Consider the following 13,488-nt stretch of genomic DNA (forward strand, 5'->3'; position numbering starts at 1 on the left):
GATGCCGACTACGGAGCCGCCGAACGACCATGGGGCATGGCGAAATTCCTGTACCGGCTCGGTCGGTTCGCGTTCGAGAAGCGGCGGCTGGTTGTCGTGCTGTGGTTGGGGGTTATGGCCGCGCTCGTGGCCGGGGCGGTCAATGCGCCGACGGCCCCGCCGGATACGTTCTCGATCCCGGGCACTGAATCCCAGCGGGCTTTCGATCTGCTCGGCGAGCGCTTTCCCGGCACCAAATCCGATGGCGCACAAGCGCGAATCGTGTTCGTAGCACCCGACGGCCAGCAGATCAGCTCCGAACCGAACAAGGCGGCGGTCGAGAAGATCGTCTCGGACGTGGCGGGCGGTGCGCAGGTGACGGGCGTACTCGACCCGTTCCAGACCGGTGCGATCAGCGAGAACGGCACGACCGCCTACGCGACCGTGAGCTACGGCGCGAGCAGCGACAATCTCACCGACGCTACCAAGGCGGCGCTCACCGCCGCGGCCGACACCGGCAAGACCGCCGGGGTCACGGTGGAGATCGGCGGGTCGGCGCTGCAGGCCAAGCCTGAAATGGGTGGCGCCACCGAAGCCGTCGGCATAGCCATCGCGGCCGTCGTACTGATGATCACCTTCGGCGCGTTCGCGGCCGCCGGCCTACCCCTGCTCACCGCGCTGGTCGGGATCGGCGTCGGTATCGCCGCGATCGTGGCGCTCGGCATGTCCACCACGACCACCACGCTCGCCATGATGATCGGGCTCGCGGTCGGTATCGACTACGCACTGTTCATCGTCTCCCGGTATCGGACCGAACGAGCCGAGGGATACAGCGCCGAAGAAGCGGCTGGCCGAGCCGTCGGGACCGCCGGATCGGCGGTGGTTTTCGCCGGACTCACCGTGGTCATCGCACTGGCCGGACTGGCCGTCGTCGGTATCCCCGTCCTCACCAAGATGGGGCTGGCCGCGGCGGGCACCGTCGCCGTCGCCGTCGCGATTGCCCTGACGCTGCTGCCCGCGCTGCTCGGATTCTTTCAGCGGGCGGTCATGCCGCGGGCATTCCGCAAAGCGCAAACCACTGATACGCGGACACCGGTCGATGGAAATACGCTGGCGGACAACCCGATTCAAACGGAAAAGCACAGTATGGGCACGCGCTGGGCCACGTTCGTCGTGCGCCGCCCGGTGGCAGTGCTGCTGATCGGCCTCCTCGGCATGGGCGCGCTGGCCTTGCCGGTGCGCAGCCTCGAACTCGGCATGCCCGGCGACGAATCGCAGCCGACCTCGACGACCCAGCGCCGCGCCTACGATGCGCTGGCCGCGGGGTTCGGTCCCGGATTCAACGGGCCGCTCACCATTGCCGTGGACGTGCAGGGCGTCGGCGATCCGAAGGCCGCGCTGGAGCAGGCATCCAGGACGCTGGCAAGGACCGATGGCGTCGTCTCGGTGTCGCCCGCGATGTTCAATCAGGCCGGTGACGCCGCCATGCTCACCGTCGTGCCCGCGACGGGTCCATCGTCCACGCAGACCAAGGATCTCGTGCACGCGCTACGCGATGAGGCAGGCGATCTGAAGGCAGCTACCGGTGCGACCATACTGGTCACCGGCGCGACCGCAATGAATATCGACGTCTCACAGAAGATGGCCGATGCACTGCTGCCCTACCTCGCGGTGGTGGTCGGGCTGGCGATTCTGTTGCTGATGATCGTGTTCCGCTCGATTGCGGTGCCGATCAAGGCGGCGCTGGGCTTTCTGCTGTCGGTCGGTGCGGCATTCGGTGTGATCGTCGCGGTGTTCCAGTGGGGTTGGCTGGCGAACCTGATCGGAGTTCAGCAGACCGGCCCCGTGATGAGCATGATGCCGATCTTCCTGATCGGCGTGGTGTTCGGACTCGCGATGGACTACGAGGTCTTCCTCGTCACTCGAATGCGTGAGGCTTTCGCCCACGGCGAGAGTGCGGACAACGCCATTGTCACCGGATTCCGGCACAGCGGCCGGGTGGTGGTGGCCGCGGCGGCCATCATGATCGCGGTGTTCGCCGGATTCATCGGCGGCGGCGAACCGATGATCAAGATGATGGGGCTCGGGCTCGCGGCGGCGGTCTTCTTCGACGCCTTCATCGTCCGGATGACCCTGGTCCCGGCGGTGCTCGCACTGCTCGGCGACAAGGCCTGGTGGCTGCCGCGGTGGCTGGCCAAGATCCTACCGAACGTGGATGTGGAGGGCGAGAGCCTGAACCGGATCCAGGCCGTCGAGCCGGTCCGGGAACTCGAGTCCGCCAACGCCTGAATGGAAACGCACTGGTAGGCCGTCCCTGGTGGGCGGCCTACCGGTCACTTGGGAGCCCCTGCCGATTAGGGTTTTCAACGACAGGGAGGTACACGCATGACCGCCGAATGGTCGCAATGGCCGCGCCGGCACAGTCGTGCCGTCGATGTGGTCATCGCCATTCTGCTGTGCGCTCTGGCCACTTACGCGAGCCGGCTGGCCGATGAGGGCCACGGGCAGGGTCCGGTGGTGGTCCGTCCGGCGTCGCTCGCGGTGTTCGGATTGTCGGCGATCGCGTCGCTCGCGTTGCTGTGGCGGCGACGGTTTCCGTGTGCGGTGCTGGTGGTCACCACCGCCTGCGGTATCGCGATCGGCGCATTGGGTTTCGAGGTCTCTATCCTCACTGCGGGCGCGGCCTTCGTCGCGGCGTACTCGCTCGGGCTGTGGTCATCGGATCTGCGCACGGCCAAGATCGCACCGGTGGTCTCGGGCGCGGCCTTGTTGCTCACCTCCCTTGTCCACAATTTGACGCCGGTGCTGACCGGCGGACGCATCTCGCTGATCGCCGGAGTGCTGGTGGCGGGCGCGTTCGCCGAAGCCGGGCGCAGCAGGCGCAACTACCTGGCGGCCCTGCACGCGCGAGCAGAACTCGCCGAACGAACCCGCGAAGAGGAGGCCCGGCAACGAGTCGGCGAGGAACGGCTCCGGATCGCGCGCGAACTGCACGATATCGTCGCCCACCACATGGCCCTCGCACACGCCCAAGCCTCCACTGCCGCATACCTTTTGGGTAGCCAACCGGATCAGGCGCAGGAGATGCTCGATCAACTGGCCGGCACTACCTCCGCGGCGCTGCGGGAACTCAAGGCCACCGTGGGATTGCTGCGAGAGGACGACTCCGACGCCCCGCTGGAACCAACTCCCGGCCTGGCTCAATTGCCGGAACTGCTCACCTCTTTCGAGCGGACCGGCCTGACCCTGTCGCTGTCGATCACCGGGGTGCCGCGCCCGCTGTCCCCCGGCGCGGACTTGACGGCGTACCGGATCATCCAGGAAGCACTCACCAATGTCACCAAGCACGCTGGCAGCGCCGCGGCGACGGTGCGGCTCGACTACTCCCGGCTCTTGCTGACGATCAGTATCGCCGATGACGGCGGCACACTATCCGAACCCGACCACGGCGAACAGGATTCCGACAGCCAGGGCTACGGTCTGATCGGCATGAACGAGCGAGCCGTCTCCGTCGGCGGCCACCTGCACGCCGGGCGCAGACCCGACGGCGGCTTCGAAGTCACCACCGAACTTCCCCTCGAGCCACCCATACCCCCTGACCACGAGGACAAGACACCATGACCATCCGGGTACTGCTGGCCGACGATCAAGCCCTGCTGGCCGGTACCTTCCGGCTGCTGATCGATTCGGCCGAGGACATGGAGGTCGTCGGCATCGCCGGAAATGGCCGTGCGGCAGTCGAACTGGCCCGAGCGGCCAAACCAGATGTGGTGGTCATGGACATCCGCATGCCCGGCGTCGACGGCCTTACCGCGACCCAGCAGATCTGTGACGACCCGGCCCTGCGCGAGACCCGCGTCCTGATCCTCACCACATTCGAACTCGACGAGTATGTGGCACAGGCCCTTCGCGCCGGGGCCAGCGGATTCCTCGGCAAAGACGTAGGCCCCGAAGAACTGTTGCGATCCATCCGCGCCGTCGCAGCGGGTGATGCCCTGCTCTCCCCGACCGCGACCCGCACCCTGATCGCCCGCTACCTCGCCCGCCCCGAAAGCCGCATCAGCGCAGCCGAATCCCTCGAGGTGCTCACCACCCGCGAACGCGAAGTCCTCGCCATGGTCGCCCAGGGCCTGTCCAATGAGGAGATCGCCGAGAAGATGTACGTGAGCCCGCTGACTGTCCGCACCCACGTCCAGCGCGCCATGTCGAAACTGGGCGTCCAGAACCGCGCCCAACTCGTAGTAATCGCCTTCCAGTCGGGGCTGGTACGCGTCGAGCCGCCACGGCAGGACGATACCCGCCACCCATGAAAGCCATCCGGCAATGCAGCGCGATCAGGACCAGAAATGTATGAGCTGCCGTGACAGGAGCTCGCCTGCATGCAGCAAGGCGGGAGCTCCTGTCGCCCTTGACAATTCGGGAGCGATGCGAATGTCATCGCCGGGCGCGTGCGTGCCCGGGACGGTCCGATCACCGACGACGAGCCCTAACAGGCACGCCCACAACCAAGTTCGACGCTGGACTGTCCAGCCGGCGGCACGCTACCGCGACCGCTCATACGACCGATCGAACCGGTTGCCCAACACCGTGTAAGCCGCCAACCACCCACTGCTGGCCGCGATCTCACACAGCGGGCCGGTCGCGACGAACAGAAACCTCAGATCGGGCAGTCGACTCGTGTCACCTCGCCGAATCCGCTCGGAAATGGTCGGTGAGATCGCCCACGAGCTCCGCCACATCCGCATACCGAGATTGCCAGCTCATATCCTGCGGCCCGGACTGCACGATCGCCATCACCTGATCGAGGATGTCGAGTATCTCCGGCGCCGCCGACTTCACCCCACCAGCATGGCACGCCGGAATCCTCGGGAACCGATCCTGCCTTCGGTGTGCATCAGGAATTCGGCGAGGTAGCTGTCGTGCCGGGGCGCAGCCAGGTGGTCGGGTTGTCTCCGAGGAAACAGCTCGGCATCGTGAATCTCGAGTACGCTCGACGGGGACGGCGATGTCTATGAACAGGTTTCGCGGTAAGGCTGGTTGACCACGAACGTTGTCCAGGCTTCCCGTTCCAGCCCGCCACCGGATAGTGCGCACGCCATTCGAGTCGGGTCGGCGAGCAGATCGATCAGTCGGCTGATCTCCCAACTACGCAACATTCCGTCGTGACCGGTGGTGAACACAGTACGGTTGTCGGCGCTGAAGGCGATTCTGGTCACTTCGCCGGTGTGGGCCTGTATCAGTCCACCCAACCGGAACGGCCCGCTGTCGCTGATCAACCACGCGGTCAGAGTTCCGTCGTAACCGGCGCTCATGGCGAGCTGTCCATCGGCGGTGAACGCGATCGCCGATACCGCCGATGCGTGCGCGGACACGGGCAGACTACGGCGATGGGCGTAATCGGCGAGGGGATCCCACAAGGTCAGGCTGCCGTCCAACCCACCTACGGCCAAAACTGTTCCCGCCCGGTCGAATACGACTTTCGAACCAGTGGAGCCGGGTCCCGGGAGCTCGTAGGCACCGCTACCTCCGACCGGCCCGACCGTGCCAACCGGCCACAGCTCCACCTGCCCTCCGATCGGCGTCTCCCCCGCGAGAACCGTCGCCTTGATACGAGCCATCGTATGCTTGGACAGACTCACCGCCAGCGGCCGATGGTAGTACGGCCACGGGTTGCCCATGGTCTTCGTCAAACCCGTTGCGCCGATGTCCAACTGGACAATGTATTCGGCATCTGATACGGCTAGACGATCACCGTCGTCGGTGAACACCAGACCGGTGACCGTCCGCAAGGTCCCACCGCTCGGGGTTGCCTTCCGAGTTGCGGGGGCGCATCGTCCACAGCGACGAGCGCATCGCACTCTCCGTGACCAGCAGCCACTGCGCATCCGGTGCGAAGAGCAGTTCGTTGGCTGTACCGCTCAAAACCAAGCCCGAGTGGACCGATCGCTGGCTCGACCTCGTCGCTCCGTTCACCGCCGCCACCCGCGCCGAGCCGGGCAACCTCTGGTTCGACTGGTCCCAACTTCACGACGATGAAGATCATTGCGCTTCTCCTCGGTGAGTCGGGCTGCCGCGACCTCGCCAACCCCGCACGGGTTCGGGTGCGCGTTGCGAACTACCCGTTCTCGGACGACTGGTGCTGTTGCAGGGCCGAACCAGGCAAGTAATCGGCACCGTCGAGTACAACTGACCGGTGCGCGCCCCCAACTGCCCTCGGTCACAGCGGTGCCCAGCCACCGGCAGCGGCGGAAGTCCTGGGCCGCAGTCGATCTCGCCTGCGGCCCCCGCGATAAGCGGCACTGTGTGCACTCGCGCCGACTGTAGCCGGTTTCGCGGGCAGGTGGCCGTGAATCATCTTCGTGCACACCGGGATCCGCGAGCAACCTACCGCATTCCGCGCTAACCGATCGGTAGCGCGGTCAGGATCGGGTCGTAGGCCCAGTTCAGCATGCGCTCGGCGTCGTTCTTCGCGACGACGCCGCTGCCGGGCGAACCGTGCAGGACCACACCGATCAGCGGTATTCCCGCCCGCACCGACTCGAACAGCAGGCAGGCACCCGCGGCGTCGGTGGATCCGGTTTTGATGCCGATAGTGCCCGGATAGTCGCGCAGCAGCAGGTTCGTGGTCTGCCAGAAGTGATCGCGATTGTCCGGGCCGGCGGGCAGGTGATAGCTGCGCGCCCCGGCCACCTCGCGGAACACCGGCAGGCTCATCGCGCGCAGACCGAGGACCACCAGGTCCGCAGGCGTGGAGTAGGTGGAGTCGTCGGTGGGGGTGGGCAGCCCGCTGGGGTCGGTGAATTGCGTGCCCGCCAAGCCCATTTGACGCGCGGTGTCGTTCATTTTGGCGATGAAGCCTTCTTGGCCGGGCCCGTAGGCCTCGGCAAGGGTATAGGCGGCGTCACAGCCTGACGGAAGCATCATCGCGTACAGGAGCTGTCGCGTGGCGAGCACCTCGCCGGGGACCAGGCCTGCGTTGCTTCCGTCGTACCTGGTGCAGTAGGCGATGCTTTCTTGCGGCACGGTAGTGGTCCGGTCGAGGTCACCGGCATTGATCACGACCAGTGCCGTCATCACCTTCGCGATGCTGGCTATCGGGACCGGTGTGTTCGGCTGTCGCGACCACAGCATCGTGCCAGTGATTCCGTCTGCCAGCGCTGCCCCCGTCGCCTGCACTCCATCCGGCTCGGAAGTCAGCCAGGGCAACTGAATATGGGCTTCGCTCGCCGCGGGGGCGGCCGCGACGCCATGACCGGCTGCCACGACCAGCGCCACGGCGACGACATTCTGCAACAATCGGGCAAATGTCCGCATGGCCACATTCTGCCGTTCGATCCAGCCGAACAGCGGGATTTCACCCGACCGGATACCGCGCGTCTCTGGCGACAGCATGCAACCGGCTAATCCAGGATGCTCTGACCCCGACGCTTCTCGCGTGCGACCGCTCGCTCGGCGGCATGGCCGTGCCGCTCCGCGGACAAGACGAATTCTTCTGCGCTGCAGCACGGTCTTTCGTGTCAGGCCGTGCCGGGTGCCTGCGGTAGGGCTGGAATGGGTGCAACGTCGGCCGCAGGTCCGCGGACCAGACCTACCGTGCACACGGCGTCGTCTTCCGCGCTGATCCAGTACCGCTCGATTGCGTTCAATACCGCGAAAGCTTGTGCTGGATGCCAGGATTCGCAGAGTTCGGCGAGAGCGGCGAAGTCCACGCCCCACCGCTCGCCGTGGTGGGGATCTTCCTCGGCCCGAGCCCGGATCTGGTCCGCCATCGGGCGTTCGAGCAGCCACGACGCATCGGCGTAAGCGAGGTGACCTTCGAAGATGTCGCAGAGGGCCAGTGCCTGTGTCTCGGTCAGCGTGATGGTGGCCAGTTGGCGGGCGAAGAACGCTACAGCGTGAGCGTCGAGTACGGGATGCGGGACCGGACGGAAGATGGCGGTCATGATCGTTCCTAGGCGGGGATGGGCAGCGGCGGGGATTTGGGGAAAGTGACGGGAAGCTCGGCCAGAGCCCGATGGAAAGGCCCGGGCCGCCAGACCAGTTGCTCCTTGGACCGTGCGAGCGTCAGTTCGGGCAATGCGTCGAACAGGTAACCGATGGCAGTACAGGCGATTTGGATTACCGCAATGCGTGCGGATATCGGGCAGGCGTGCTTGCCGGTACTGAAGGCCAGCCCCCAATCCGCGTGGAGGAATTCGCCGTTGTTCACTGCGGGGTCGTTGTTGCAGGCGGCCATGCTGATCACGACCGGCTTGTTCGCAGGCAGCCACACCCCGCCTTTGTTGATCGGCTGCGGCGGGAAGGACAAGCAGTAGTTGGCCATCGGGGGGTCGTAGACCAAGATGTCGTTGACCGCGTCGATGGTCGGTGCACCGAATCCCGCTGCACCGCACACGAATCGGTCGTCGGTCAGCATCATCAGCAACGTGTTGGCGATCAGGTTCACCGTCGGCTCGATGCCCGCGCCGTAGAGGGTGATCACCTGGTTGACCAATTCCTCGTCCGACAGCGGAGGGCGATGGGTGAGCAGCCTCGTGGTGATGTCGTTGCCAGGCTGGGCACGCTTCATGGCGATGAGTTGGCCCAGTGCCCGGCCGAGTATTTCGTTGACGTGGGCGGTGTCGGTGGATTCGAACATCGCTGCCATCGCCACTCGGACCTGCTCGCCGATATCGTCGGGACAGCCCAGCATCTTGTTCACGAGCGAAAAGACCAGCGGCAGTAAGTAGTCGCTGATCACGTCGGCCGTCCCGATGCCGCAGAAGGTGTTGATCAGCGGTTCGGCGGTCTGGATTACCTGGTCACGCAGGCCCAGCTGGTCGATGCCGTCGAGGGCGGCCTGATTGGCCGCGCGGTAGAAGGAGTGGGTTTCGCCGGTGCTGCGCAGCGCGTTGGGCCGCCACCCCACCATCGGCAAGATCGGGCAGTTCGCAGGCACGGTGCGTTCCCAGGTGCGCGGGTCCGCGGGGAAATGCTCGTGATCACCGAGGATGTCCACGGCGAGCTGGTAGCCGATCACCAGCGTCGCTTCCACACCCGGCGCGAGCCAAACCGGTACCAGCGACCCGTAGGTCTTGCGCATATGTCGGTAGGCCTGGTGCGGATCCCGCGCGAACTCCGAGGTGTGGAGTGCGTAGCGATCGCCGGGACCGACGTTTTCGATCGGGACCGGAAGGGCTGGAGAGAGGTTCTGCGGCACGGCCGGGTTCTCCTCGAGCTCGGGAGTGGGAGCGGTGGCGTCCTCGGCCTTGCGGTCGTCGGTGATTCCGCTTTCGCTCTCTGGGTCGGTGAGGCAGCCGACGAGGCTGATCAGCACCGGTTGATGTTTCTCCAGCCGGGTGTCGGCGACGAGCTGCATTTGCGTCGGGAATCGCCCGCACGCATTCGCCAATGGTGGATCGTCGAACAACACCTCGTCGATCCCGTCCCCGGCGCACCGCTGTTGTACTGCCCACGGCGGGACAGCGCTGCGGACGAGGCGATCGGAGTATGGCCGCCAGCAGCCACAGCAATGCTTCGAACAGCCGAAGAGCCCGCTCGCGACGAGGCGGTTTACCGCACATGGCGACCAGTCAGCAGCGATCGCCGCATGGCGCCCCTGCGCCTATGCTGAAAGTTGGGGCCGCCGGGTTCGGCGGTGGTACCAACCAGCCAGTGGAGGTTGCGCCATGCCCATCTCACCGACCGTGCACACGTGCCTGAGCGATGCGGGCGTCGAGTATGAACTCGTGCGGCATCCGCACAGCCACAGCAGCACCGAGACCGCCCAAATTGCGGCTATCCCGGGCGACCGACTCGCCAAGACGATTCTGCTCGAAGACGAACACGGCTACATCGGTGCCGTGCTGCCGTCCACTCATCACCTACGGTTGCCGAAACTGTGGGACCAAACCGGACGGCGCCTGTCATTCGCCGACGAGTCGGACATCCGCCAGGTCTTCAAAGACTGCGAACTCGGCGCCATCCCTCCCGTATGCACCGCTTACGGCATGAAGACACTGATGGACGAAAGCCTGAGCACACAGCCCGACATCTACTTCGAGGCCGGAGACCACGAGACGCTCATCCACATGCGTACCGAGCAGTTCATGCGCTTGATGGAACACGCAGAAAAAGGACACTTCTCCAAGTAGGACTGCGTTGCGAGGTGTTCTCGTCGCCGCTGGATGGCACCTGAGGTCGATGCGGCCGATAGCGGAGCGGCGGCGGACCGATCATCGTGGCTGCAGAAGTTCGTGACGACCTCGCTGTGAAATGGCGTTCCGGTTCGGAAGACGCTGTCACGCAAGGCATGTGCGCTTGTCGGCGCTGACTGTGGACGATCGATGACACCCGGTTCGCCTAGGACGGGTAGCGCATCGCCGTGGAACGGACCGCGAGCATCGGATTGATGGCCAGCGCGTAGCACGGCCTGTTCTATTGCGGACCGTCAGCGCGCCGCCGGAACCGACGTTCCCAGCTGGAACCCGGCGAGTTGGCGCGCCTGCGCAACGCGGTGAAATTCGCCGAAGCCATGGCGCCGACACGTCCGCACCCCGGCGTCGAGTCCGCGAGCGGGAATCTGCTCGTCGGGCCATTCGCGGCCATGATGGACCGCGCCAAAGACGCCATCAGCAAACCCCGCAAAAAACGATCACCGCCCCAGCGCTGTGAAACCCGTTGTGCCAGGCGACTTTCCGAAACAGTCACGCTCTGCGGAGTCGGTTGACCGGCATCCGTGTGACGCTCTGGCTGCGGTCGAGGCGCTCGAGCTGAGTCCGGACGCTGAGGGCGGGGTCTACTGTGGGCAGGTATGGCGACCAAGGAGGTCACCGTAACGGTGACCGTGGACGACACCGAGTGGGCCCAGCTGTGTGATGCGGCCGAGTGCGCGGGCATGAGCGTCCCCGACTACCTGGCCCGCAGCGCACGATTGGTCGCGCTTCAGCCCCGCATGGCGCGGTCGCGAGTACCTCGTGATCTTCCGCGGCACGGCGCATCGCACGACGACGACAGTGAAACGGCGGCTTGGACCGAGAGCTTCTCTCAGCGTCTGCACCATAGGGCTGACTTGTTCCGCAACGACTAGACCGACACGAGCCGGACGCAGTCTGTCCGGGGCTGCCGCTTCGCGCTGCGGTATGCGATGGGGCTTCGAATCGGGTATCCGGACTCACTGCTACGAGAACCTGCGCCAGCAGTTCTGCCGATCGAAGCAATCCGCATCGTCGATCCGACACAATCCGAATCTGATCTCCATCTCACCTTGGTCGCGATCCAGCCATAGCCGAGCTTCACTTCCCGGCTCGATGCGGTATACGCGACGTCGACGGGTTGCTGTCCAGTAACGTGAGCGCCATTGTCAAGGGCGAAGACGGTAAGAATTCGGATCTGAAGTCGCTCTATACCCGCCGCACGAGGGTAAACTCCCGATTTGCTCATTGGTGTCCATAAGCTGAACGCGACGGAGTGGTGATGAACATTTCCGATGGCGTGGTGGACGTGATCACGCGGACGGCCGATGCAACGACGGCAGCGGCCGGGGCCGTGGGCGGCGCTGCTGTCGAGGGCGTGGTCGGCGGTATCCGAGGTGCGGCGGCCGGTGTGAAGCACGGCTTGGGCAGCGGTAGCCACTCGGCACCGGCGGCGGTTTTGACATTGGCGGCGATCGGCGCCACGGGTCTGGTGGACTGGCCGGTGCTGCTGGGCATCGGCGGCGCTGCCCTGGTAGTCCAGCGTCTCGGGCAGCGATCGGGTCGAGTGGCGGCACCCGCCGTCGGCGATCGCGCCGGACAGACCCCTACCCGCACGCCGAAGGCGACCGAACGGCCCGCCACCGCGACGAAGGCGGCCTCCGCGCCCAAGAGCACGACTCGGGCACGACGTTCGCCGAGTAAGCGTTAGTCGTCGACGTGGACCTGGGCCTACTGCTACGGACCGCGTCGTCCCTGCCCTCGCGCGTCGTCGGCGCGGGTGTGCGTTCGGCCGCGGGCGCTGCCGCCGCGGGTGTGGAGCTGGTCACCTCGCCGGTGCGCACGGTGCTCGATCGCCGAGTGGTCGAGGCGGTCACCGAGGCCGCATCGGAACTGCTCGGTGGTGCGCCGGTCCGGCGACGTTGGTGCGGTCAGCGCCGCTGCTGGATCGAAGTGCGTGGCCTGGGCGAGCCGCGCGACGAGCTGGGTCCCGCGGTGCTCGCCGCCGTGCGTTCGCATCGGGGCGTGACCTCGGCGGCGCTCAACTATCCGCTGTCGCGGGTCATCGCCGAGGTGGACGACCCGACGGTCGTCGACGAGCTGTGCGCGGTGGTAGCGGCTGCCGAACGGCCGCATCGGTCCGATTCGGGTCTCCGGCCGGTCGACCTGCCCGCCGACGGCATCGTGCTGGCCGGCAACGTGGTTTCGGCGGCGGCGAACGCCGTGGGTCTGGGTGTCGCGTTGGCCGGCCGGGTGGGCGGTTGGCGGCGGCTGCCAGCAGGCCTCAACGCTGTTGTCGCACTCGTCGATTACCAGCCGCGGCTGCGTCGCGCGGTCGAACAGCGCCTCGGCACCGGCGCCGCTGACTCCGCGATCGCGCTCGCCGCAGCCGCCGCTTACACCGTCACCCAGCAACCGGCATCGCTGGGCGTCGAGATGTTCATCCATATCGCGAAAGCCGCCGAGACCCGCGCCGCGGCCACACTCTGGCAATGCCGCGAACCCCGTCTGGCGGCGCATGCGAGATGTGTCGACGGTGTCCGCGCCGGCGACCGGCCGACATCGCTGCCGCCGGGACCGGTCGAGCGCCACGGAGACCGCAGCGCGGTAGCGCAAGCCGCCACCGCACCAGCGATCGGCATTCTCACCGCCGACCTCGACGCCGCCGCCAGCACCGTCACCGTTGTCGCGCCGAGAGCCGCCCGCACCAGCCGGGAGTCGTTCGCGGCGACACTGTCCCGCGGCCTGGCCGACCGGCACGGTGTGCTGCCGTTGCGGCCCCGGATGTTCCGACGCCTGGACCGCGTCGATGCCGTAGTGGTCGATCCTCGGGTGTTGTGCGGCGAGGAACTGCGCGTCGCGCGCATCCGCGATGTGCCCGAGCACGAGCGGGCGGCGGCATGGCAGTGGGCACAGGAACAATCGGACCGCGGCGCATGGCAGCCCGGATGGCACCCGGTCCCACGGCAACTGTCCGGCAACGGCGGGGGCGGTGCGGTGCTCACGCGGTTCGCGCATCATCCGCTGGCGTCGGCGGTGCTGCGCGAAGCGCGCCGCGGCGGTGCGGAGGCAGTCTCGGTCGACGTCGACATGCTCGATGACCTGCGCTCGTCGTTCGACGAGCTCGATCCGGTACCCGGGTCCCTCGATGAAGCGCTCACCGACGCGGTACACCGGTTGCAGCGGGAGGGCCGCACAGTGACGGTGGTGTCGAGTGCCGCGGCACAGGCACTGGCCGACGCCGACGTCGCAATCGGTATCACCGCGGGCGGACCGCCGCCATGGCACGCCGATGTACTCGTCGACAACCTGCAGGACGTGTGGCGGATCCTGCACG

General features: G+C 66.4%; 12 protein-coding genes and 2 pseudogenes. 8 read left to right on the plus strand and 6 right to left on the minus strand.

What is annotated here, in order from left to right; all coding sequences use genetic code 11:
- The first annotated feature begins 36 nt into the window (after positions 1-36).
- The 3 genes from ACQPZ2_RS28260 (at position 37) to ACQPZ2_RS28270 (ending at position 4,289) form a co-directional block, all read left to right on the plus strand.
- Positions 37-2,268: an MMPL family transporter gene (locus ACQPZ2_RS28260; RefSeq protein WP_433521236.1), complete on the plus strand. Its 2,232-nt coding sequence runs from the start codon at positions 37-39 to the stop codon at positions 2,266-2,268.
- A gap of 96 nt (positions 2,269-2,364) precedes the next feature.
- Positions 2,365-3,600 carry a sensor histidine kinase gene (locus ACQPZ2_RS28265; RefSeq protein WP_433521237.1) on the plus strand — a complete coding sequence of 412 codons (1,236 nt, stop codon included), beginning with the start codon at positions 2,365-2,367 and terminating at the stop codon, positions 3,598-3,600.
- Entirely contained in the window at positions 3,597-4,289 is a 693-nt protein-coding gene (locus ACQPZ2_RS28270) for a response regulator (protein ID WP_433521238.1), read from the plus strand. The genes ACQPZ2_RS28265 and ACQPZ2_RS28270 overlap by 4 nt, the downstream gene beginning before the upstream one ends.
- 60 nt (positions 4,290-4,349) lie before the next feature.
- Here the strand turns inward: ACQPZ2_RS28270 and ACQPZ2_RS28275 are convergent.
- From ACQPZ2_RS28275 to ACQPZ2_RS28285, 3 genes and pseudogenes are all read right to left on the minus strand, one after another.
- Positions 4,350-4,457 (minus strand): annotated as a pseudogene (locus tag ACQPZ2_RS28275) (MBL fold metallo-hydrolase); the annotation flags it as partial.
- A 202-nt stretch (positions 4,458-4,659) separates the two neighbouring features.
- Entirely contained in the window at positions 4,660-4,818 is a 159-nt protein-coding gene (locus tag ACQPZ2_RS28280; RefSeq protein ID WP_433521239.1) for a hypothetical protein, read from the minus strand.
- A 170-nt stretch (positions 4,819-4,988) separates the two neighbouring features.
- Complete coding sequence (locus tag ACQPZ2_RS28285) at positions 4,989-5,768, minus strand: WD40 repeat domain-containing protein (protein WP_433521240.1); 780 nt, start codon at positions 5,766-5,768, stop codon at positions 4,989-4,991.
- Positions 5,769-5,785: 17 nt separating this feature from the next.
- Between ACQPZ2_RS28285 and ACQPZ2_RS28290 the strand changes: the two genes are divergently transcribed.
- Positions 5,786-6,040 (plus strand): putative quinol monooxygenase, encoded by a 255-nt coding sequence (locus ACQPZ2_RS28290; protein WP_433521241.1) that lies wholly within the window; start codon positions 5,786-5,788, stop codon positions 6,038-6,040.
- Positions 6,041-6,378: 338 nt separating this feature from the next.
- Here ACQPZ2_RS28290 and ACQPZ2_RS28295 read toward each other — a convergent pair whose 3' ends face one another.
- The 3 genes from ACQPZ2_RS28295 to ACQPZ2_RS28305 all read right to left on the minus strand — a co-directional run bounded on the left by ACQPZ2_RS28295 (position 6,379) and on the right by ACQPZ2_RS28305 (position 9,391).
- A complete protein-coding gene (locus tag ACQPZ2_RS28295) occupies positions 6,379-7,371 on the minus strand; it encodes a D-alanyl-D-alanine carboxypeptidase family protein (protein WP_433521242.1) in 993 nt (330 codons plus the stop codon).
- 125 nt (positions 7,372-7,496) lie between these two features.
- A complete protein-coding gene (locus tag ACQPZ2_RS28300; RefSeq protein WP_433521243.1) occupies positions 7,497-7,922 on the minus strand; it encodes a hypothetical protein in 426 nt (141 codons plus the stop codon).
- Between the two features lie 8 nt (positions 7,923-7,930).
- A complete protein-coding gene (locus tag ACQPZ2_RS28305; RefSeq protein WP_433521244.1) occupies positions 7,931-9,391 on the minus strand; it encodes a cytochrome P450 in 1,461 nt (486 codons plus the stop codon).
- 256 nt (positions 9,392-9,647) lie between these two features.
- On the opposite strand from ACQPZ2_RS28305, the gene ACQPZ2_RS28310 reads away from it, so the two are divergent.
- From ACQPZ2_RS28310 to ACQPZ2_RS28325, 4 genes and pseudogenes are all read left to right on the plus strand, one after another.
- The gene (locus ACQPZ2_RS28310; RefSeq protein WP_433521245.1) at positions 9,648-10,112 is read left to right on the plus strand and encodes an aminoacyl-tRNA deacylase; all 465 of its coding nucleotides are present in this window, start codon (positions 9,648-9,650) and stop codon (positions 10,110-10,112) included.
- A gap of 323 nt (positions 10,113-10,435) precedes the next feature.
- Positions 10,436-10,591 (plus strand): annotated as a pseudogene (locus tag ACQPZ2_RS28315) (hemerythrin domain-containing protein); the annotation flags it as partial.
- A gap of 180 nt (positions 10,592-10,771) precedes the next feature.
- Positions 10,772-11,047 (plus strand): hypothetical protein, encoded by a 276-nt coding sequence (locus ACQPZ2_RS28320; protein WP_433521246.1) that lies wholly within the window; start codon positions 10,772-10,774, stop codon positions 11,045-11,047.
- A 386-nt stretch (positions 11,048-11,433) separates the two neighbouring features.
- Positions 11,434-11,862: a hypothetical protein gene (locus tag ACQPZ2_RS28325; protein WP_433521247.1), complete on the plus strand. Its 429-nt coding sequence runs from the start codon at positions 11,434-11,436 to the stop codon at positions 11,860-11,862.
- Positions 11,863-13,488: the final 1,626 nt, after the last annotated feature.

Origin of the sequence: Nocardia pseudovaccinii (genome assembly GCF_050942345.1) — a bacterium.
GTDB lineage: Bacteria > Actinomycetota > Actinomycetes > Mycobacteriales > Mycobacteriaceae > Nocardia > Nocardia pseudovaccinii.